General features: G+C 65.8%; 30 protein-coding genes. 25 read left to right on the forward strand and 5 right to left on the reverse strand.

Annotated elements, in window-relative coordinates; all coding sequences use genetic code 11:
• Positions 1-15 precede the first annotated feature (15 nt).
• From BR31_RS0123600 to BR31_RS0123610, 3 genes are read right to left on the reverse strand one after another with little or no spacing between them, the layout of a single operon-like run.
• Complete coding sequence (locus tag BR31_RS0123600; RefSeq protein ID WP_027503146.1) at positions 16-870, reverse strand: ABC transporter permease; 855 nt, start codon at positions 868-870, stop codon at positions 16-18.
• Entirely contained in the window at positions 867-1682 is an 816-nt protein-coding gene (locus tag BR31_RS0123605; protein WP_051637691.1) for an ABC transporter permease, read from the reverse strand. The genes BR31_RS0123600 and BR31_RS0123605 overlap by 4 nt, the downstream gene beginning before the upstream one ends.
• Positions 1679-2662 (reverse strand): daunorubicin resistance protein DrrA family ABC transporter ATP-binding protein, encoded by a 984-nt coding sequence (locus tag BR31_RS0123610; protein ID WP_027503148.1) that lies wholly within the window; start codon positions 2660-2662, stop codon positions 1679-1681. Before BR31_RS0123610 ends, BR31_RS0123605 begins: the two co-directional genes overlap by 4 nt.
• 272 nt (positions 2663-2934) lie before the next feature.
• On the opposite strand from BR31_RS0123610, the gene BR31_RS29850 reads away from it, so the two are divergent.
• A complete protein-coding gene (locus BR31_RS29850) occupies positions 2935-3738 on the forward strand; it encodes an oxygenase MpaB family protein (protein ID WP_231496682.1) in 804 nt (267 codons plus the stop codon).
• A gap of 18 nt (positions 3739-3756) precedes the next feature.
• On the opposite strand, the gene BR31_RS0123625 is transcribed toward BR31_RS29850, so the two are convergent.
• Entirely contained in the window at positions 3757-4233 is a 477-nt protein-coding gene (locus BR31_RS0123625) for a hotdog fold domain-containing protein (protein WP_027503149.1), read from the reverse strand.
• Positions 4234-4712: 479 nt separating this feature from the next.
• On the opposite strand from BR31_RS0123625, the gene rpsJ reads away from it, so the two are divergent.
• The 24 genes from rpsJ (at position 4713) to map (ending at position 17334) form a co-directional block, all read left to right on the forward strand.
• Positions 4713-5018, forward strand: coding sequence for a 30S ribosomal protein S10 (gene rpsJ / locus BR31_RS0123630; protein ID WP_003938093.1), 306 nt, complete (start codon positions 4713-4715; stop codon positions 5016-5018).
• Positions 5019-5038: 20 nt separating this feature from the next.
• Entirely contained in the window at positions 5039-5695 is a 657-nt protein-coding gene (gene rplC / locus BR31_RS0123635) for a 50S ribosomal protein L3 (RefSeq protein WP_027503150.1), read from the forward strand.
• Entirely contained in the window at positions 5692-6372 is a 681-nt protein-coding gene (gene rplD, locus BR31_RS0123640; protein ID WP_027503151.1) for a 50S ribosomal protein L4, read from the forward strand. Before rplC ends, rplD begins: the two co-directional genes overlap by 4 nt.
• Positions 6369-6674, forward strand: a complete 306-nt coding sequence (rplW, locus tag BR31_RS0123645) for a 50S ribosomal protein L23 (RefSeq protein ID WP_027503152.1) — start codon at positions 6369-6371, stop codon at positions 6672-6674. The genes rplD and rplW overlap by 4 nt, the downstream gene beginning before the upstream one ends.
• A gap of 40 nt (positions 6675-6714) precedes the next feature.
• Positions 6715-7554, forward strand: a complete 840-nt coding sequence (gene rplB, locus BR31_RS0123650) for a 50S ribosomal protein L2 (protein ID WP_027503153.1) — start codon at positions 6715-6717, stop codon at positions 7552-7554.
• A 13-nt stretch (positions 7555-7567) separates the two neighbouring features.
• On the forward strand, positions 7568-7849 hold the full coding sequence (rpsS, locus tag BR31_RS0123655; RefSeq protein ID WP_003940820.1) for a 30S ribosomal protein S19: 282 nt from the start codon (positions 7568-7570) through the stop codon (positions 7847-7849).
• On the forward strand, positions 7846-8250 hold the full coding sequence (gene rplV, locus BR31_RS0123660) for a 50S ribosomal protein L22 (RefSeq protein ID WP_027503154.1): 405 nt from the start codon (positions 7846-7848) through the stop codon (positions 8248-8250). Before rpsS ends, rplV begins: the two co-directional genes overlap by 4 nt.
• Complete coding sequence (rpsC, locus tag BR31_RS0123665) at positions 8250-9059, forward strand: 30S ribosomal protein S3 (RefSeq protein ID WP_027503155.1); 810 nt, start codon at positions 8250-8252, stop codon at positions 9057-9059. Before rplV ends, rpsC begins: the two co-directional genes overlap by 1 nt.
• Positions 9060-9062: 3 nt before the next feature.
• Complete coding sequence (rplP, locus tag BR31_RS0123670; protein ID WP_027503156.1) at positions 9063-9479, forward strand: 50S ribosomal protein L16; 417 nt, start codon at positions 9063-9065, stop codon at positions 9477-9479.
• Positions 9479-9715, forward strand: a complete 237-nt coding sequence (gene rpmC, locus BR31_RS0123675) for a 50S ribosomal protein L29 (RefSeq protein WP_027503157.1) — start codon at positions 9479-9481, stop codon at positions 9713-9715. Before rplP ends, rpmC begins: the two co-directional genes overlap by 1 nt.
• Complete coding sequence (rpsQ, locus tag BR31_RS0123680) at positions 9712-9996, forward strand: 30S ribosomal protein S17 (RefSeq protein ID WP_027503158.1); 285 nt, start codon at positions 9712-9714, stop codon at positions 9994-9996. Before rpmC ends, rpsQ begins: the two co-directional genes overlap by 4 nt.
• Before the next feature lie 247 nt (positions 9997-10243).
• Positions 10244-10612 carry a 50S ribosomal protein L14 gene (gene rplN / locus BR31_RS0123685; protein ID WP_027503159.1) on the forward strand — a complete coding sequence of 123 codons (369 nt, stop codon included), beginning with the start codon at positions 10244-10246 and terminating at the stop codon, positions 10610-10612.
• Positions 10612-10926, forward strand: a complete 315-nt coding sequence (gene rplX / locus BR31_RS0123690; RefSeq protein ID WP_027503160.1) for a 50S ribosomal protein L24 — start codon at positions 10612-10614, stop codon at positions 10924-10926. Before rplN ends, rplX begins: the two co-directional genes overlap by 1 nt.
• Before the next feature lies 1 nt (position 10927).
• Entirely contained in the window at positions 10928-11494 is a 567-nt protein-coding gene (rplE, locus tag BR31_RS0123695) for a 50S ribosomal protein L5 (protein ID WP_027503161.1), read from the forward strand.
• 3 nt (positions 11495-11497) lie between these two features.
• Entirely contained in the window at positions 11498-11683 is a 186-nt protein-coding gene (locus tag BR31_RS0123700; RefSeq protein WP_005239644.1) for a type Z 30S ribosomal protein S14, read from the forward strand.
• A 141-nt stretch (positions 11684-11824) separates the two neighbouring features.
• On the forward strand, positions 11825-12223 hold the full coding sequence (gene rpsH, locus BR31_RS0123705; RefSeq protein WP_007531931.1) for a 30S ribosomal protein S8: 399 nt from the start codon (positions 11825-11827) through the stop codon (positions 12221-12223).
• A 14-nt stretch (positions 12224-12237) separates the two neighbouring features.
• Positions 12238-12777, forward strand: a complete 540-nt coding sequence (rplF, locus tag BR31_RS0123710) for a 50S ribosomal protein L6 (protein ID WP_027503162.1) — start codon at positions 12238-12240, stop codon at positions 12775-12777.
• A gap of 1 nt (position 12778) precedes the next feature.
• Positions 12779-13186 carry a 50S ribosomal protein L18 gene (gene rplR, locus BR31_RS0123715; RefSeq protein WP_037178049.1) on the forward strand — a complete coding sequence of 136 codons (408 nt, stop codon included), beginning with the start codon at positions 12779-12781 and terminating at the stop codon, positions 13184-13186.
• A gap of 31 nt (positions 13187-13217) precedes the next feature.
• Positions 13218-13868, forward strand: coding sequence for a 30S ribosomal protein S5 (rpsE, locus tag BR31_RS0123720; RefSeq protein WP_027503164.1), 651 nt, complete (start codon positions 13218-13220; stop codon positions 13866-13868).
• Between the two features lies 1 nt (position 13869).
• Positions 13870-14049: a 50S ribosomal protein L30 gene (rpmD, locus tag BR31_RS0123725; RefSeq protein WP_027503165.1), complete on the forward strand. Its 180-nt coding sequence runs from the start codon at positions 13870-13872 to the stop codon at positions 14047-14049.
• Between the two features lie 2 nt (positions 14050-14051).
• The gene (rplO, locus tag BR31_RS0123730; protein ID WP_027503166.1) at positions 14052-14495 is read left to right on the forward strand and encodes a 50S ribosomal protein L15; all 444 of its coding nucleotides are present in this window, start codon (positions 14052-14054) and stop codon (positions 14493-14495) included.
• 182 nt (positions 14496-14677) lie between these two features.
• Positions 14678-15988: a preprotein translocase subunit SecY gene (secY, locus tag BR31_RS0123735; protein WP_027503167.1), complete on the forward strand. Its 1311-nt coding sequence runs from the start codon at positions 14678-14680 to the stop codon at positions 15986-15988.
• Positions 15985-16530 carry an adenylate kinase gene (locus tag BR31_RS0123740; RefSeq protein WP_027503168.1) on the forward strand — a complete coding sequence of 182 codons (546 nt, stop codon included), beginning with the start codon at positions 15985-15987 and terminating at the stop codon, positions 16528-16530. The genes secY and BR31_RS0123740 overlap by 4 nt, the downstream gene beginning before the upstream one ends.
• Positions 16531-16539: 9 nt before the next feature.
• The gene (gene map, locus BR31_RS0123745; RefSeq protein ID WP_027503169.1) at positions 16540-17334 is read left to right on the forward strand and encodes a type I methionyl aminopeptidase; all 795 of its coding nucleotides are present in this window, start codon (positions 16540-16542) and stop codon (positions 17332-17334) included.
• Positions 17335-17430: 96 nt separating this feature from the next.
• Here map and dtd read toward each other — a convergent pair whose 3' ends face one another.
• The gene (dtd, locus tag BR31_RS0123750) at positions 17431-17862 is read right to left on the reverse strand and encodes a D-aminoacyl-tRNA deacylase (protein WP_027503170.1); all 432 of its coding nucleotides are present in this window, start codon (positions 17860-17862) and stop codon (positions 17431-17433) included.
• Positions 17863-17903 lie beyond the last annotated feature (41 nt).

A 17903-nucleotide genomic window follows, 5' to 3' on the forward strand; every position in this document is an offset into this window, starting at 1 on the left:
GGGCAGGGGCGGGGCCTAAGAGAACGGGTTGTGTGCCGCCCTCTGGTAGCCCTTGATGGCGGGGTAGGTGAACAGCAGCACGGCCCCGATCGACCACAGCGCAGTCTTGATCAACGGCTCCGCGACCGGTCCGCCAAGGGTCAGGCCCTTCATGGTGTCGATCGCGCACGACATGGGCTGGTTCTCGACGAAGTTCTGCAGCCACGTCGGGTAGGCCGCGGTCGGCACGAACCCGGAGTTGAAGAACATCATCAGGGTGCACAGCAGCGAGAGGAGCTCCACCAGCGGCGCCTTGGCCGCCATCACCGACAACATGGTGACGAGTGTCGCGAAGCCCAGTCCCAGCAGGAGCGGGACGAACAGCATGCCGACGGCCGCGAGGAAGCCCTGTGTGAACCGGAAACCGAGCGGGATCGCCACCAGCACGATCAGCACGGTCGTGATCATGATGCGCACCGACTCGGCGATCAGGCGGCTCACCAGGCCGGCGGCCCGGTGCATCGGGAGGATCCAGAAGCGCGCGAGCAGCCCGGTCTTCCACTCCTTCTTGAGTGACAGGCCACTGGCGATGCAGCCGAACATGGCGCCCACCAGGGTCATCATCGGGGCGGTGCCGAAGATGCTGTTCACCCCGGTCGCCTTGGTGATCGAGATGCCAAGCACGGCCCAGAACATGAGCATGGTGACGGCGGGGTAGATGACCGCCTGCAGGATGGTGAACGGGTCGCGGAGCCAGCCGCGGAGCAGCCTGCCCGCCTGCAGCAGGCTGTGCTCGTAGAGGGCAGGCCAGGACGTCTCGGACGGTGGGTCGGTGACGACCGGGAAGCCTTGGGTGGCCGGGGTGGCCACCCTGGTCTGAAGGTCGGTCATCCTCGCCTCACGTTCGCCCAGATCGACAGCGGGACCGCCAGGAGTAGCAGACCCGCGCACCACAGCAGCGACGGTGTCAGCTGGTGCAGGGTGATGCCGCCCTCGGCCATCGACCGCATCGAGACCGAGAACTGCGAGATCGGCTGGTTACGGACGAAGCCCTGAGACCACTCGGGGAACTGGGACTCCGGAACGAATCCGCTCGAGAACATGCCGAGGATGAGCTGCGGCAGGGTCAGCGACTGGCTGGTGATCTCGGGACTCTTGGTCAGGGTGCCGAGGGCGTCGCCCGCCATCGCGAGGGTCATGCCGACGCCGAGCGCCATCGCGCAGAAAACCACGGCGAGGGATGTGCCGCCGATGAAGCGGAACCCGATGACGTGGCCGTAGGTGACCGCGGCGGCCAGCGAGATCACCGCGTGGATGAACATCGCGGTCACCCGCGAGGCCAGCGGGACCGCGGGGAAGATCGGCATCGTCTGGAACCGCGCGTTCATCCCGTTCGACGCTTCGGACGCGGCGCGGCCTGCCGCGGAGATGGCCGTGAACGCCATGGCCTGCAGCACGATGATCGGCATCACGAACTGTGCGTAGTCGATGCCCTGGACCTTCATGACGAACTTCAGCGGCAGGTAGAAACCGAGCGTGAAGATCAGCGGTGCCAGGACCGCGACGAAGATCTGTCCGTGCGACCACATGGTGTGCACGTTGCGTCCCGACAACGCCAGCCACTGCTGCACGCTGGACAACTGCGGCTTGCGGTGCCGCCCGGTGCGTGCGATCACGACCGGGCTGGCTGCGACCGCGGTCACGACGCAACGCTCGCTTGTTCGGATTCCTCGTCCTCGGCCCTCGTTCCCGTCAGTGCCAGGAACACGTCATCGAGGGACGGGCGGCGCAGCGCGATGTCGGCGAGCGGGATCCGCGCGATGTCGAGGCGGCGCAGCACCTCGGCGAGGGTCTGCGCGCCGTACTGCGCGGGAATCGAGAGCCGGTCGTGTCCGGTCTCGGTGATGTACTCGGGCGGAACCAGGCTCATCAGCACGTTGAAGACCCGCGGCAGGTCCGCGAGCTGCACGGGCACCACCTCGCAGTAGCTGCCTCCGGTGCGCTCCTTGAGCTGGTCGGCGGTGCCCTCGGCGATCACGGTGCCCTTGTCGATGACCACGATGTTGTCGCTGAGGACGTCGGCCTCTTCGAGGTACTGCGTCGTCAACAAGATGGTGATGCCCTGCTGCTTGAGCTCGGACACCAGCGACCACACGCCCTGACGGCTGCGGGGGTCGAGGCCGGTGGACGGCTCGTCCAGGAAGACCACCTCGGGCCGGGTGACGAGGCCGCAGGCGATGTCGACGCGCCGCCGCATGCCGCCCGAGAAGCCGGACACCTTGCGGTCGGCGGCGTACCCCAGATCGAACTGTCGGAGCAGTTCCTCGGCGCGGCCCTTCGCGGACTGCTTGGTCAAGCCAAGGAGTCGCCCGAAGAGCACGAGATTCTCACGGGCGGTGAGTGATTCGTCCAGTGCCGCGTACTGGCCCGTCGTCATGATGCTGCGTCGCACCGAGGCGGCCTGCGTCACCACGTCATGGCCGGCCACGAACGCGCGGCCCGAGTCGGGGCGCAGCAGCGTCGAGAGCACATTGACCGTGGTGGTCTTGCCTGCGCCGTTCGGGCCCAGGATGCCGAGCACGGTCCCTCGGGGAACCTCGAAGCTGACTCCGCGCAGTGCGTGCACGTCGCCGAACGACTTCTTGATTCCCTCGACCAGGACGGCAGAGTGGGGTGAAGGCATGCACGCGAGTATGTCATGCGTCCACTTCGTGGGTGGTCGACAGCGCTGGATTCGTCACATGTTGGGGTCCGGTTCGCCTTCTCGCGGACTCGATGTCGCGACCAGTTCGTCCGTCCCGGTGATCGGACCGTCCGTCACCTGGCGGTTCGACGATTAAGTTAACAGCAAATCTGTGCCGCACAGGCACTCGGAAGATTTCGTTTGTTGCCTCTGAGCACTACTTTTGAGTGAGATTTCGAAAGGTCTGGTGAACCGAGCCGCAGTGTGATTGCATGGCGAGCATGAGTCGACGGGCGGCAGTGACAATCCAGGATCTGGCGGGCGAGGGGATCATGCTCGCCGCGGGCGGGAGGGCGATCCTGCTCCAGGTGGCGAATCGTGGCGTCGGTCACGGGGTCGCGGACCACAGTGATTTCGCCTATCGGGCGGTCGACCGCCTGCGGACGACGATGACCTATATATATGCCGTCGTCTACGGCACCGACGAGGAGCGCACGGCCGTCATCAAGATGGTCAACAAGGCGCACGCCAAGGTGCGTTCGGATGACTACAACGCCTTCGACCCGCAGCTCCAGCTGTGGGTGGCCGCCACCCTCTACGAGAGCGCGGTCACCCTGTACGAACGCGTCTTCGGCGCGCTCGACGACGCCGCTGCCGACGCCCTGTATCGCGAGTACGCCATCCTCGGCACCGCGCTCCAGGTGCCGGAGGGGCTCTGGCCGCGCGATCGCGCCGAGTTCGCCGCGTACTGGAAGCAGGAGATAGACGGTGTCGAGGTGGACGCGAAGGTCCGGGCCGTCTCGAGGGACCTCTTCCATCCGGTCCGTGCGCCCTTGCTCATCCGCGCGAATCTGCCCGCGTATCGGTGGCTGACGACAGGGCTGCTGCCCGAGCGGCTGCGCCAGCAGTTCGAGCTGCCGTGGAACGAGAGGGATCAGCGCAGGTTCGATCGGGTGATGACGCTCGCGTCCTGGGTGTACCCGAGGATCCCGAGGGTCATCCGGCACGCACCCAGGTCCGTCTACCTCTGGGACATGCGAAGGCGGCTGCGCTCGCGGGGCTCGCTCTCGGCCTGACGGCGCAGCCGCCGGTGGCTACTTGGGGGTCACCCAGATGGTGATGTCCGCGTGCACCACCTCGGTGCCGGCCTTGTCATAGAGCGCGACGGACACCACGAGGTCCGTGCCCGAGGTGATCTCGGCGAAGTCCGGCAGGTCGGGAACCGTCGCCACGGCGCGCAGCCCGGTGTCGGCCTTGGTGAGGTACCGGGTGTTCATCGACTTCGGGATCCAGCGGTGCGAGGTGGGCACCGTGGCCTCCGCGAGCATGCCCATCGCCGCCTCGGCGAGGTTGCACGCGGCGATGGCGTGGAAGGTGCCGATGTGGTTGTGCACGCCCCACCACTTGGGTGCCCTCGCCTCGCAGAGTCCCGGTTCGAGGCGGGTGACGTGGGGGAGCACTGTCGCGAAGTAGGGGACCCGCAGGCACATGCCCAGCGAGAACAGTGTCGAACCGACGCGGTTGCGGGGGAGCTTGAGCCATCCGCGATAGGTGGGTGTCTGAGTCGTCATGGCGCTATCTTACTTTGGAGTAAGTTCTGGTGCGCGGTGCCGCCCCGGATCGGATTTGAACTCCCGGCCGGTCTGCGGCATACTGTTCGGGTTGCCTAGACCCCGGTCGTGTTCCACTGCGTCCGGCGCCTGGCGAGAGATGACCGAAGCTCCGGCAGTCAGTGCGGGGCCGAGGCCAATGCAGGACGGAAGCAGTACCTGCGCTCACTTGCGAGCGCATTCGGTATTCATGTTCAGGGGACAATTGTGCCTTGAGTATGAGAGGTAGGGCGACACGCCCGACCGCGTGTACCGGAGAACCATGACAGATGAACAGCGGCAGCGGATCGGGTACTTGCCCGGTCGCCAACGTTCGGACAGTCATGGGCAAGGCAGGAACTGTGCAAACGAGGTAGCCCATGACGGGTCTACACGAACGAGGTAGCCCCCCAGGGTCTACAAGGGCCTAATTCATAACGGGCAAGGAAGAGGACACAAGCGTGGCGGGACAGAAGATCCGCATCAGGCTCAAGGCCTACGACCATGAGGCGATCGATGCGTCAGCGCGCAAGATCGTCGAGACGGTGACCCGTACCGGGGCCCGTGTCGTTGGACCGGTGCCGTTGCCGACTGAAAAGAACGTGTACTGCGTCATCCGCTCGCCGCACAAGTACAAGGACTCGCGCGAGCACTTCGAGATGCGTACCCACAAGCGGCTGATTGACATCCTCGACCCGACGCCCAAGACAGTCGACGCGCTCATGCGCATCGATCTGCCGGCCAGCGTTGATGTCAACATCCAGTGAGCGCGGCGGAGACAAAAACAATGACTGAGAACAAGATCAAGGGAATCCTGGGCACCAAGCTCGGCATGACCCAGGTCTTCGACGAGAACAACCGGGTCGTCCCGGTCACCGTCGTCAAGGCCGGACCGAACGTCGTCACCCAGATCCGCACCGAGGAGCGCGACGGCTACAGCGCCGTGCAGCTCGCCTTCGGCGCGATCGACCCGCGCAAGGTCAACAAGCCGGTTTCCGGCCAGTTCGCCAAGGCCGGTGTGACCCCCCGTCGCCACGTCGTGGAGCTCCGCGTTGCGGACGCCTCCGAGTACGAGGTCGGCCAGGAGCTCACCGCCGAGGTCTTCGAGGACGGCGCCTACGTCGACGTCACCGGAACCAGCAAGGGCAAGGGCTTCGCCGGAACCATGAAGCGGCACGGCTTCGCCGGCCAGGGCGCCTCCCACGGCGCGCAGGCCGTGCACCGTCGCCCGGGTTCGATCGGTGGCTGCGCCACCCCCGGCCGCGTGTTCAAGGGCATGCGCATGTCGGGCCGCATGGGTAGCGACCGCATCACGACGCAGAACCTCTCGGTCCACAAGGTGGACGCCGAGAACGGTCTGCTGCTCATCAAGGGTGCGATCCCCGGCCGCAAGGGTGGCCTCGTGATCGTCAAGACCGCAGTGAAGGGTGGTGCGTCCGCATGACCGAGACCGCAACCAAGCTGACCCTCGACGTCAAGGCCGCCGGTGGCAAGACCAACGGCACCGTCGATCTCCCCGCTGAGATCTTCGACGTCACGGCCAACATCGCGCTGATGCACCAGGTTGTCGTCGCTCAGCTCGCCGCGGCACGCCAGGGCACGCACTCCACCAAGACCCGCGGCGAGGTCCGCGGTGGTGGCAAGAAGCCGTACCGCCAGAAGGGCACCGGCCGCGCCCGTCAGGGCTCGACCCGCGCCCCGCAGTTCGCCGGTGGTGGCGTCGTCCACGGCCCGCAGCCGCGTGACTACTCCCAGCGCACCCCCAAGAAGATGAAGGCAGCCGCCCTGCGCGGTGCCCTCTCCGACCGGGCGCGCAACGAGCGCATCCACGTGATCACCGAACTGGTGTCGGGTCAGACCCCGTCCACCAAGGGTGCGAAGTCGTTCCTCGGTGAGATCTCGGATCGCAAGAAGCTTCTGCTCGTCGTCGGTCGCGAGGACATCGCGGCATGGAAGAGCGTGCAGAACCTGGAAGGCGTGCACCCCATCGCACCCGACCAGCTGAACACCTACGACGTGCTCAACAGCGACGATGTCGTGTTCAGCGTCGAGGCGCTCAACGCGTTCATCCACGGGCCGGCCGAGTCCGCCCAGGCAGACAGCAAGGAGGAGAGCAAGTGAGCACCATCGCTGACCCCCGCGACATCTTGCTGGCCCCGGTCATCTCTGAGAAGTCCTACGGACTGATCGAGGAAGGCACCTACACCTTCCTGGTGCACCCGGACTCGAACAAGACGCAGATCAAGATTGCCGTCGAGAAGGTCTTCGGCGTCACCGTGACCAGCGTCAACACCGCCAACCGTCAGGGCAAGCGCAAGCGGACCCGGTTCGGTTACGGCAAGCGCAAGGACACCAAGCGCGCGCTCGTGACCCTCTCGGCCGACAGCAAGCCCATCGAGATCTTCGGAGGACCGGTCGCGTAAGCGGGCGGGACTTGACGAGACATAGAGGACGAGAAGACTCATGGCAATCCGTAAGTACAAGCCGACTACCCCGGGCCGTCGCGGCTCGAGCGTCTCGGACTTCGCCGAGATCACTCGGTCGACGCCCGAGAAGTCGCTTATCCGCCCGCTGCACGGTCGCGGTGGACGTAACGCCCACGGTCGCATCACCACCCGTCACAAGGGTGGCGGTCACAAGCGCGCCTACCGGCTGATCGATTTCCGTCGCAACGACAAGGACGGCGTGCCGGCCAAGGTCGCTCACATCGAGTACGACCCCAACCGCACCGCACGCATCGCCCTGCTGCACTACCGGGACGGCGAGAAGCGCTACATCATCGCGCCGAAGGGCCTCGAGCAGGGTGCCCTCGTGGAGTCCGGCCCCGCGGCCGACATCAAGCCGGGTAACAACCTGCCGCTGCGCAACATCCCGACCGGTACCACCATCCACGCGGTGGAGCTGCGTCCGGGCGGCGGTGCCAAGATGGCCCGCTCCGCCGGCGCCAGCATCCAGCTGCTGGGCAAGGAAGGCCCCTACGCGACCCTGCGTATGCCCTCCGGTGAGATCCGTCGCGTCGACGTGCGCTGCCGCGCATCGGTCGGCGAGGTCGGCAACGCCGAGCAGTCGAACATCAACTGGGGCAAGGCCGGCCGTATGCGCTGGAAGGGCAAGCGCCCGACCGTCCGCGGTGTCGTGATGAACCCGGTCGACCACCCGCACGGTGGTGGCGAGGGCAAGACCTCCGGTGGTCGCCACCCGGTCAGCCCGTGGGGACAGCCTGAGGGCCGTACCCGCAAGCCCAACAAGCCGAGCGACAAGCTCATCGTCCGCCGCCGCCGTACCGGCAAGAACAAGCGCTAGGAGGGAGTTCAGAATGCCACGCAGCCTGAAGAAGGGCCCGTTCGTCGATGACCACCTCCTCGCGAAGGTGGATGTGCAGAACGAGAAGGGAACCAAGCAGGTCATCAAGACCTGGTCCCGTCGTTCCACGATCATCCCGGACTTCATCGGACACACGTTTGCGGTCCACGACGGCCGTAAGCACGTCCCCGTGTTCGTCTCCGACTCGATGGTCGGACACAAGCTCGGAGAGTTTGCACCGACCCGCACGTTCAAGGGTCACATCAAGGATGATCGGAAGGCGAAGAGGCGATGAGTAACACCGAAACCGCCAACCCGACCGCCAAGGCCGTCGCGCGCCACGTGCGTGTGACGCCGATGAAGGCGCGTCGTGTCGTGGATCTGGTTCGCGGGCGCTCCGTCGAGGACGCGCTGTCGATCCTGAAGTTCGCGCCGCAGGCAGCGAGCGAGCCGGTCGCCAAGGTGATCGCCTCCGCAGCGGCCAACGCCGAGAACAACCTCGACCTGGACCCGAGCACGCTTGTCGTCGCCACGGCGTTCGTGGACGAGGGTGCGACCCTCAAGCGGTTCCAGCCGCGTGCACAGGGCCGTGCGTTCCGGATCCGCAAGCGCACTAGCCACATCACCGTGATCGTGGAGAGCCTGCCCAAGGCCGGCACCTCGACCCGCAATCGCCGGAAGGGAAGTGCTCAGTAGTGGGCCAGAAAATCAACCCGCACGGCTTCCGCCTCGGCATCACCACCGACTGGAAGTCTCGCTGGTACGCAGACAAGCAGTACGCGGAGTACGTCAAGGAAGACGTCGCCATCCGCAAGCTCCTCGCCACCGGCATGGAGCGGGCCGGCATCGCGAAGGTGGAGATCGAGCGCACCCGTGACCGGGTCCGCGTCGACATCCACACCGCGCGTCCGGGCATCGTCATCGGTCGCCGCGGCGCCGAGGCCGATCGCATCCGCGCCGAGCTGGAGAAGCTGACCGGCAAGCAGGTGCAGCTCAACATCCTCGAGGTCAAGAACGCTGAGGCCGAGGCCCAGCTCGTGGCCCAGGGTGTCGCGGAGCAGCTGTCGAACCGCGTTGCGTTCCGTCGCGCCATGCGCAAGGCCATCCAGTCGGCCATGCGTCAGCCGAACGTCAAGGGCATCCGGGTGCAGTGCTCGGGCCGTCTCGGCGGCGCCGAGATGTCCCGCTCGGAGTTCTACCGCGAGGGTCGGGTTCCGCTGCACACGCTGCGTGCGGACATCGACTACGGGCTCTACGAGGCCAAGACCACCTTCGGCCGCATCGGCGTGAAGGTCTGGATCTACAAGGGCGACATCGTCGGTGGCAAGCGTGAGCTCACCGCCAACGCTGCTGCCCCGGCCGGCGATCGCCCCCGTCGCGAGCGTCCGAGCCGTCCGCGTCGCTCCGGTGCCTCGGGCACCACGGCGACCAGCACCGAGGCGGGCCGCGCAGCGACCGCCACCGCCGAAGCTCCGGCTTCGACCGAGCCGAATCAGGAGGGCTGACGCATGTTGATCCCCCGTCGGGTCAAGCACCGCAAGCAGCACCACCCGAGCCGTTCGGGTGCCGCCAAGGGTGGAACCCAGGTGACCTTCGGTGACTACGGCATCCAGGCTCTCGAGCCCGCCTACATCACCAACCGTCAGATCGAGTCCGCTCGTATCGCCATGACGCGCCACATCAAGCGTGGCGGCAAGATCTGGATCAACATCTTCCCGGATCGTCCGCTCACGAAGAAGCCCGCCGAGACCCGAATGGGTTCCGGTAAGGGTTCGCCCGAGTGGTGGGTCGCGAACATCAAGCCCGGTCGGGTCATGTTCGAGATGACTTACCCGAACGAGGAGATTGCTCGCGAGGCCCTGCGCCGCGCGATGCACAAGCTCCCGTGCAAGTGCAGGATCGTCACGAGGGAGGAGCAGTTCTGATGGCTACTGGAACCCCAGCCGCAGAGCTCCGCGAGCTCAGCGAAGAAGAGCTGGTCACCAAGCTCCGCGAGTCGAAGGAAGAGCTGTTCAACCTTCGCTTCCAGATGGCGACCGGTCAGTTGGACAACAACCGTCGCCTGCGCACTGTCCGTCACGAGATCGCGCGCGTCTACACGGTCATGCGTGAGCGTGAGCTCGGCCTCGCCGCCGGCCCGGATGCGGGTGACGCGGCATGAGTGAGAAGAAGGACAACGCAGTGACTGAAGAGCGTGGGACCCGCAAGGTCCGCATCGGCTACGTCGTCTCCGACAAGATGGAGAAGACGATCGTCGTCGAGCTCGAGGATCGTGTGAAGCACCCGCTGTACGGCAAGATCATCCGCCGTACCACCAAGGTGAAGGCGCACGACGAGAACGGCATCGCCGGCATCGGCGACCGCGTCCAGCTCATGGAGACCCGACCGCTGTCGGCGACCAAGCGCTGGCGTCTGGTCGAGGTGCTCGAGAAGGCCAAGTAAGAGCACTAAACCGAAACGGCCCGTCCCCGGTTGGGGGCGGGCCGTTTTGCGTGTGTCACCAGCGGGGGAGCGCACAACCACAATCGAGGCCGATCGCGTGCGATTTGGATTCCCTCGGCGTGTTCCCTACACTAGAGCGGTTGCCTGTGCCTCCGCATGCCCGCATGCGGGTACGGCTGGGTAACAGACCGCGCGCATCGGGTCGGTAATCCGGTGCGTACGAAAATCCAGGTCTTAGGAGAGATCAGTGATTCAGCAGGAGTCGCGACTGCGTGTCGCCGACAACACGGGTGCCAAGGAGATTCTCTGCATCCGCGTTCTCGGCGGTTCGTCTCGTCGCTACGCCGGGATCGGCGACATCATCGTCGCCACCGTCAAGGACGCCATCCCGGGTGGAAACATCAAGAAGGGCGAGGTCGTCAAGGCCGTCATCGTCCGCACCACCAAGGAGCGCCGCCGTCCGGACGGCTCGTACATCAAGTTCGACGAGAACGCTGCCGTTCTCATCAAGCCTGATCACGATCCCCGTGGCACCCGCATCTTCGGACCCGTCGGTCGCGAGCTGCGTGACAAGAAGTTCATGAAGATCGTTTCGCTCGCCCCGGAGGTGCTGTGATGAAGGTGCACAAGGGTGACACCGTTCTGGTCATCGCCGGCAAGGACAAGGGCGCCAAGGGCAAGGTCATCCAGGCCTTCCCGGCGACCGAGAAGGTCCTCGTCGAGGGCGTGAACCGGATCAAGAAGCACACCGCGGTCTCCGCGAACGAGCGTGGCGCCTCCTCCGGCGGCATCGTGACGCAGGAAGCCCCGATCCACGTGTCGAACGTGCAGGTCGTGGACTCGGACGGTAACGCAACTCGCGTGGGCTACCGCACCGATGAGAACGGCAAGCGGGTTCGGATCTCCCGTAAGAACGGGAAGGACATCTGAGATGACTAGCACTGAGAACAAGATCGTTCCCCGTCTGAAGACCCGCTACCGCGCCGAGATCAAGGACGCGCTGAACGCGGAGTTCGAGTACGCGAACGTCATGCAGATCCCCGGCGTGGTCAAGGTCGTCGTCAACATGGGTGTCGGCGACGCCGCCCGCGACGCGAAGCTGATCAACGGAGCGGTCCACGACCTCGAACTGATCACCGGCCAGAAGCCCGAGATCCGCAAGGCCCGCAAGTCCATCGCGCAGTTCAAGCTGCGTGAGGGCATGCCCATCGGCGCGCGCGTCACCCTCCGTGGCGACCGCATGTGGGAGTTCCTCGATCGCCTGGTCAGCATCGCGCTGCCCCGTATCAGGGACTTCCGTGGCCTGTCCGGCAAGCAGTTCGACGGCAACGGCAACTACACCTTCGGTCTCAACGAGCAGTCGATGTTCCACGAGATCGACGTGGACAAGATCGATCGCCCGCGCGGTATGGACATCACCGTCGTGACGACCGCGACCAACAACGAAGAAGGCCGTGCCCTGCTCAAGCACCTCGGCTTCCCGTTCAAGGAGAACTGAGCCATGGCGAAGAAGGCACTGGTCAACAAGGCCAACAAGAAGCCCAAGTTCGCGGTGCGCGCCTACACCCGCTGCCAGCGGTGCGGCCGTCCCCACTCGGTGTTCCGCAAGTTCGGCCTGTGCCGAATCTGCGTTCGCGAGATGGCGCACGCGGGCGAGCTGCCCGGCGTTCACAAGAGCTCCTGGTAGTCAGATACTTCTGGCTCGCATCCGTGAGCCAGTCCAAAGGAAAACCCCTTCGCTGTAGGCCCACGGCCGGCCGGTGCTCCTCGAGTGCCGATCCCGGTGTTGCATGGGAACCGCTGCGAGAAAGGTGAACAGGTCAACCCCATGACCATGACCGATCCGATCGCAGACTTCTTGACGCGTCTGCGCAACGCCAACTCGGCGTACCACGACGAGGTGAAGCTTCCCCACTCGAAGATCAAGGCGAACATCGCCGAGATCCTCAAGCGCGAAGGCTACATCTCCGATTTCCGTACTGAGGACGCCGAGGTGGGCAAGACCCTCGTCGTCGACCTGAAGTACGGACCCAGCCGTGAGCGCAGCCTCGCGGGTGTCCGGCGCGTTTCCAAGCCCGGTCTCCGGGTTTACGCGAAGTCCACCAACCTGCCCAAGGTCCTGGGCGGCCTCGGCGTGGCGATCATCTCCACGTCTTCCGGCCTGCTCACGGATCGTCAGGCGGCCAAGCAGGGCGTCGGCGGCGAAGTCCTCGCCTACGTCTGGTAAGGGAGGCCACCACAATGTCGCGTATTGGAAAGATTCCGGTCACCGTCCCCGCGGGCGTTGACGTCACCATCGAAGGACAGAACGTCTCGGTCAAGGGCCCGAAGGGCACCCTGGCGCTGACGATCTCCGAGCCGATCAGCGTTGCCAAGAGCGAGGACGGTGCCCTTCTGGTCACCCGTCCGGACGACGAGCGTCGCAGCCGCGCGCTGCACGGCCTCTCGCGCACCCTGGTCGCCAACCTGATCACCGGTGTCACCGAGGGCTACACCACGAAGATGGAGATCCACGGCGTGGGTTACCGCGTCGCGCTCAAGGGCAAGGACCTCGAGTTCGCGCTGGGTTACAGCCACCCGGTGCCGATCGAGGCCCCCGAGGGCATCACCTTCGTCGTCGAGTCGCCCACCCGGTTCTCGGTCTCGGGTATCGACAAGCAGAAGGTCGGCCAGATCTCGGCCAACATCCGTCGTCTTCGCCGTCCGGACCCGTACAAGGGCAAGGGCGTGCGTTACGAGGGTGAGCAGATCCGCCGCAAGGTCGGAAAGACGGGTAAGTGATATGAGCCAGACTGCAAACCAGAAAGCCAAGCGGATCCCGCTGGGCAAGGATGCGTCCACCACGCGTCGTCTCTCGAAGACGCGTCGTCACTTCCGTCTGCGCAAGAAGGTCTCGGGCACGCCCGAGCGTCCGCGCCTGGTCGTGAACCGGTCCTCGCGCCACATCCACGTCCAGCTCGTGGACGACCTGGCCGGCCGTACCCTGGCCGCCGCGTCGACCACCGAGGCGGACCTGCGTGTTGCCGAGGGCGACAAGAAGGCCCTCAGCGCGAAGGTCGGTCAGCTGATCGCCGAGCGCGCGAAGGCGGCAGGCGTCGAGGCAGTGGTGTTCGACCACGGTGGCCACGGCTACCACGGTCGCATCGCGGCCCTGGCGGACGCTGCTCGCGAAGGCGGGTTGAAGTTCTGATGATGAAGCTCACGAATGGAAGGACAGTCTGATGCCGGGACGTCAGAGGCGTGACGGCGGCAGCGGACCCGCCGGACAGGGTGGCCCCAACACCGGGGACAACCGTGGCGGCGGCGATCGTCGTGGCGGCGGTCGTGACGATCGTCGTGGCGGCCAGGCGGCCGAGAAGTCGAACCACATCGAGCGCGTTGTCACCATCAACCGCGTGTCGAAGGTCGTCAAGGGTGGTCGTCGCTTCAGCTTCACCGCTCTCGTGATCGTGGGCGACGGCAACGGACTCGTTGGCGTCGGCTACGGCAAGGCCAAGGAAGTTCCCGCGGCCATCCAGAAGGGTGTCGAGGAGGCTCGCAAGAGCTTCTTCCGCGTTCCGATGATCGGCGGCACCATCACTCACCCCGTCCAGGGTGAGGCGGCCGCCGGTGTGGTCATGCTCCGTCCGGCCAGCGCTGGTACCGGTGTCATCGCCGGTGGCGCGGTGCGTGCCGTGCTCGAGTGCGCGGGTATCCACGACATCCTGTCGAAGTCGCTCGGTAGCGACAACGCAATCAACGTCGTCCACGCGACCGTTGCCGCCCTCAAGGGCCTCCAGCGTCCCGAGGAGGTGGCCGCTCGCCGCGGACTGCCGCTCGAGGACGTGGCCCCGGCCGGCATGCTGCGTGCACGTGCGGGACAGGGAGTCTGAGATGGCTGAACTGAAGGTCACCCAGGTAAAGAGCTCGATCGGTACCAAGAAGAACCAGCGCGACAGCCTGCGCACCCTCGGTCTGAAGGGCATCCGTCAGACCGTCGTCCGTGAGGACAACGCGCAGAACCGTGGCCTGGTCAACGTGGTCCGCCACCTCGTCACAGTTGAGGAGGTCTAACCATGACCATCAAGTTGCACCACCTGCGCCCCGCTCCCGGTGCCAAGTCCGACAAGATCCGCGTCGGTCGAGGCGAGGGCGGCAAGCGCGGTAAGACCGCAGGTCGCGGCACGAAGGGCACCAAGGCCCGCAAGAACGTGCCCGCCGCCTTCGAGGGTGGACAGATGCCGCTGCACATGCGTCTGCCCAAGCTCAAGGGATTCAAGAACCCGTTCCGGACCGAGTACCAGGTCGTCAACGTGGGCGATATCGCCCGGCTGTTCCCCAATGGTGGGACCATCGGCGTTGCCGAGCTCGTCGAGGCCGGCGCGGTTCGCAAGAACCAGCTCGTGAAGGTCCTCGGCGACGGAGAGCTCACGGTGTCCGTTCAGGTCACCGCGAACAAGTTCACCGGTGCCGCCAAGGAGAAGATCACCGCTGCCGGTGGGACGACCACCGAGCTGTGATCCACCAGTAGGTCGAGACCGATGGCCGCAGCGCATCCCGAAGGGGCGTGCTGCGGCCATTCGTCTAACCTGACTCACACGGCCTATCGGGGCTGGGTGAACGGGTGCCACTGCTAGTGTTCTAAAGTTCATTTCGCCTCGTGAGCGATCCCGCTCGCTTTCTGCCAGTGCCAGGAGGATCTTTGCTTTCCGCCTTCGTCTCGGCCCTCAGGACTCCCGACCTGAGGCGGAAGATCCTCTTCACCCTCGGCATCATCGCGTTGTACCGGTTCGGTGCGACGCTGCCGTCGCCCGGTGTCGACTACTCGAACGTCAAGACCTGTATCGACCAGATCTCCGGTGGTGACTCGGCGGGCATCTACTCGCTGATCAACCTGTTCTCCGGTGGCGCGTTGCTGCAGCTGTCGGTGTTCGCGATCGGCATCATGCCGTACATCACGGCCAGCATCATCGTGCAGCTGCTGACGGTGGTCATCCCCAGGTTCGAGGAACTCCGCAAGGAGGGCCAGTCGGGCCAGGCGAAGATGACCCAGTACACGCGGTACCTGTCGATCGCGCTGGCCATCCTGCAGTCCACCGGCATCGTCGCGCTCGCAGCGCGCGGCCAGCTGCTGCAGGGCTGCCAGGAAGACATCATCGCCGACCAGTCCATCTTCGGCCTGGTGACCATCGTCCTGGTGATGACGGCCGGTGCGGCCCTGGTGATGTGGTTCGGCGAGCTGATCACCGAGCGCGGTGTCGGCAACGGCATGTCGCTGCTGATCTTCTCGGGTATCGCCTCGCGCATGCCGTCTCAGGGCTCGGCCGTCCTCGACAGCCGCGGCGGTCTGGTCTTCGCGATGGTCTGCCTTGCGGCACTTGCCCTCATCGCAGGCGTCGTCTTCGTCGAGCAGGGCCAGCGGCGCATCCCGGTGCAGTACGCCAAGCGGATGGTCGGCCGGAAGATGTACGGCGGTTCGTCGACGTACCTGCCGCTCAAGGTCAACCAGGCCGGCGTCATCCCGGTGATCTTCGCGTCCTCGCTGCTGTATCTGCCGAACCTGATCGCGCAGTTGACCGGTGCCAGCACGTCCACCGATCCGAGCTGGTGGCAGGAGATCATCCAGAAGTACCTGGTGAACCCCAGCAACCCGGTCTACATCCTCATCTACTTCCTGCTCATCGTCTTCTTCACCTACTTCTATGTCGCGATCACCTTCAATCCCGAAGAGCGCGCGGACGAGATGAAGAAGTTCGGTGGCTTCATCCCGGGCATCCGCCCGGGCCGCCCGACGGCGGATTACCTCAACTACGTGCTCAGCCGCATCACGCTGCCGGGCGCCATCTATCTCGGTCTCATCGCGACGCTGCCCAACTTCTTCCTCTCGGGGAACGCCGGGGCCAGCATCTTCGGTGGTGCGGCGGTGCTGATTCTCGTCAGCGTCGGCCTCGACACCGTCAAGCAGATCGAGAGTCAACTCATGCAGCGCAACTACGAAGGGTTCCTCAAGTGAGACTTGTCCTCCTTGGTCCTCCCGGTGCCGGTAAGGGCACTCAGGCCGCCATCCTGTCGGAAAAGCTCGGCGTTCCGCACATCTCCACGGGCGACCTGTTCCGCGCCAACATCGGGCAGCAGACGGCGCTCGGACTCGAGGCGAAGAAGTACCTCGACGCAGGCGACCTGGTGCCCAGCGAGATCACCAACAACATGGTTCGCGCCCGGGTTTCCGAGCCGGATGCCGTCAACGGTTTCCTGCTCGACGGTTTCCCCCGCACGGTCGATCAGGCACAGGCGCTCGAGGGCATCCTCGGCGAGCTGAACGCCAAGCTCGACGGCGTGCTCGCGTTCGAGGTCGACGACGACGTCGTGGTGGAGCGGATGCTCGCCCGCGGTCGCGCGGACGACACCGAAGACGTGATCCGCAACCGGATGCGTGTCTACCGCGAGGAGACCGCTCCGCTGCTGGACCACTACGCAGGTCAGATCGTCACCGTCGACGCCGTCGGCGAGGTCGACGAGGTCAACGCGCGCGCGCTCGCCGCGCTCGGTAAGTAAGAGGCCATCGTGGGGTTTCGTCGTAAGAAGGTCGTTCCCTTCCGCACCGCGGGCGAGCTGGACGCGATGGCGGCGGCAGGCGCCGTCGTCGGAGCGACACTCGTCGCGGTGCGCAATGCGGCGAAACCCGGCGTGAGCACGCTCGAGCTCGATCAGCTGGCCGAGCAGACCATCCGCGACGCTGGTGCCGTGCCGTCGTTCCTCGGCTATCACGGGTTCACCGGATCGATCTGCTCGTCGGTCAATGACCGTGTGGTGCACGGGATCCCGTCGGCCGAGGACGTTCTCGTCGAGGGTGACCTGGTGTCCATCGACTGCGGCGCGATCCTCGACGGCTGGCACGGCGACTCCGCCTGGACCTTCGGTGTCGGGACGATCATCGAGGCCGACGAGCTGCTCAGCGAGGCCACCAGGCTCTCGATGGAGGCGGGCATCGCGGCCATGATCGCGGGCAATCGCCTCACCGACGTCTCGCATGCGATCGAGCTGGGCACCCTGGCCGCCGCGGAGGCGCACGGTCGCAAGTACGGCATCGTCGACGGGTACGGCGGTCACGCCATCGGCCGCGAGATGCACATGGATCCGTTCCTGCCGAACGAGGGGGCGCCCGGCAAGGGGCCCGAGCTCGTCATCGGCTCCGTGTTGGCCATCGAACCGATGCTGACGCTCGGAACCCACGAGACCGTGGTGCTCGACGACGAGTGGACCGTCGTCACCACCGACGGATCGCGGGCCGCGCACTGGGAGCACACCGTCGCGGTCACCGAGGACGGCCCGCGGATCCTCACCCTGCGCCCCGAGTAGGCGCACTCCATCGGAGAACGGGCACCCACGGTCGATTGCGACCGTGGGTGCCCGTTCTTGGTTTCTGGATCTGGCGGATCGTGGCGACGTGCAGGCTCAGGACTCGAGCAGCAGGGTGACCGGTCCGTCGTTGACCGAACTGACGCGCATGTGCGCGCCGAAGTGGCCGGTCTCGACCCGTGCGCCCAGCCCGCGCAGCGCGTCGGCGAACGCGTCGACCAGTGGCTCGGCCACGGCGCGCGGCGCGGCCGCGGACCAGGACGGGCGGCGGCTCTTGCGGGTGTCCGCGAGCAGCGTGAACTGGCTGACCACCAGGATCGGCGCGCCGATGTCGGAGGCCGAGCGCTCGTCGTCCAGGATGCGGAGCTTCCACACCTTCGCGGCGAGGGCGTCCGCGACCGCGGGATCGTCGCCGTGGCCGACGCCGAGCAGGACCAGCAGCCCCTGGCCGGCCGGGTCGATCCTGGCGACGGTGTGACCGTCCACCTCGACGGCCGCCTCGGTGACCCGTTGCACCACCGCGCGCACTCTTCACATCCCTTCGGGGGTCCGGGGCGATACAACCCGCA

The sequence above is a fragment of the Rhodococcus sp. UNC363MFTsu5.1 genome, assembly GCF_000686785.1.
GTDB classification, from domain to species: domain Bacteria; phylum Actinomycetota; class Actinomycetes; order Mycobacteriales; family Mycobacteriaceae; genus Rhodococcus_G; species Rhodococcus_G maanshanensis.

Excerpts from the sequence above, each read along its gene's own strand:
- BR31_RS0123600 (WP_027503146.1), bottom strand. The coding sequence starts at position 870 with ATGACCGACCTTCAGACCAGGGTGGCCACCCCGGCCACCCAAGGCTTC.
- BR31_RS0123610 (WP_027503148.1), bottom strand. The coding sequence starts at position 2,662 with ATGCCTTCACCCCACTCTGCCGTCCTGGTCGAGGGAATCAAGAAGTCG.
- BR31_RS29850 (WP_231496682.1), top strand. The coding sequence starts at position 2,935 with ATGGCGAGCATGAGTCGACGGGCGGCAGTGACAATCCAGGATCTGGCG.
- BR31_RS0123625 (WP_027503149.1), bottom strand. The coding sequence starts at position 4,233 with ATGACGACTCAGACACCCACCTATCGCGGATGGCTCAAGCTCCCCCGC.
- rplC (WP_027503150.1), top strand. The coding sequence starts at position 5,039 with ATGACTGAGAACAAGATCAAGGGAATCCTGGGCACCAAGCTCGGCATG.
- rplD (WP_027503151.1), top strand. The coding sequence starts at position 5,692 with ATGACCGAGACCGCAACCAAGCTGACCCTCGACGTCAAGGCCGCCGGT.
- rplB (WP_027503153.1), top strand. The coding sequence starts at position 6,715 with ATGGCAATCCGTAAGTACAAGCCGACTACCCCGGGCCGTCGCGGCTCG.
- rpsS (WP_003940820.1), top strand. The coding sequence starts at position 7,568 with ATGCCACGCAGCCTGAAGAAGGGCCCGTTCGTCGATGACCACCTCCTC.
- rplV (WP_027503154.1), top strand. The coding sequence starts at position 7,846 with ATGAGTAACACCGAAACCGCCAACCCGACCGCCAAGGCCGTCGCGCGC.
- rplP (WP_027503156.1), top strand. The coding sequence starts at position 9,063 with ATGTTGATCCCCCGTCGGGTCAAGCACCGCAAGCAGCACCACCCGAGC.
- rpmC (WP_027503157.1), top strand. The coding sequence starts at position 9,479 with ATGGCTACTGGAACCCCAGCCGCAGAGCTCCGCGAGCTCAGCGAAGAA.
- rpsQ (WP_027503158.1), top strand. The coding sequence starts at position 9,712 with ATGAGTGAGAAGAAGGACAACGCAGTGACTGAAGAGCGTGGGACCCGC.
- rplX (WP_027503160.1), top strand. The coding sequence starts at position 10,612 with ATGAAGGTGCACAAGGGTGACACCGTTCTGGTCATCGCCGGCAAGGAC.
- rplE (WP_027503161.1), top strand. The coding sequence starts at position 10,928 with ATGACTAGCACTGAGAACAAGATCGTTCCCCGTCTGAAGACCCGCTAC.
- BR31_RS0123700 (WP_005239644.1), top strand. The coding sequence starts at position 11,498 with ATGGCGAAGAAGGCACTGGTCAACAAGGCCAACAAGAAGCCCAAGTTC.
- rpsH (WP_007531931.1), top strand. The coding sequence starts at position 11,825 with ATGACCATGACCGATCCGATCGCAGACTTCTTGACGCGTCTGCGCAAC.
- rplF (WP_027503162.1), top strand. The coding sequence starts at position 12,238 with ATGTCGCGTATTGGAAAGATTCCGGTCACCGTCCCCGCGGGCGTTGAC.
- rplR (WP_037178049.1), top strand. The coding sequence starts at position 12,779 with ATGAGCCAGACTGCAAACCAGAAAGCCAAGCGGATCCCGCTGGGCAAG.
- rpsE (WP_027503164.1), top strand. The coding sequence starts at position 13,218 with ATGCCGGGACGTCAGAGGCGTGACGGCGGCAGCGGACCCGCCGGACAG.
- rpmD (WP_027503165.1), top strand. The coding sequence starts at position 13,870 with ATGGCTGAACTGAAGGTCACCCAGGTAAAGAGCTCGATCGGTACCAAG.
- rplO (WP_027503166.1), top strand. The coding sequence starts at position 14,052 with ATGACCATCAAGTTGCACCACCTGCGCCCCGCTCCCGGTGCCAAGTCC.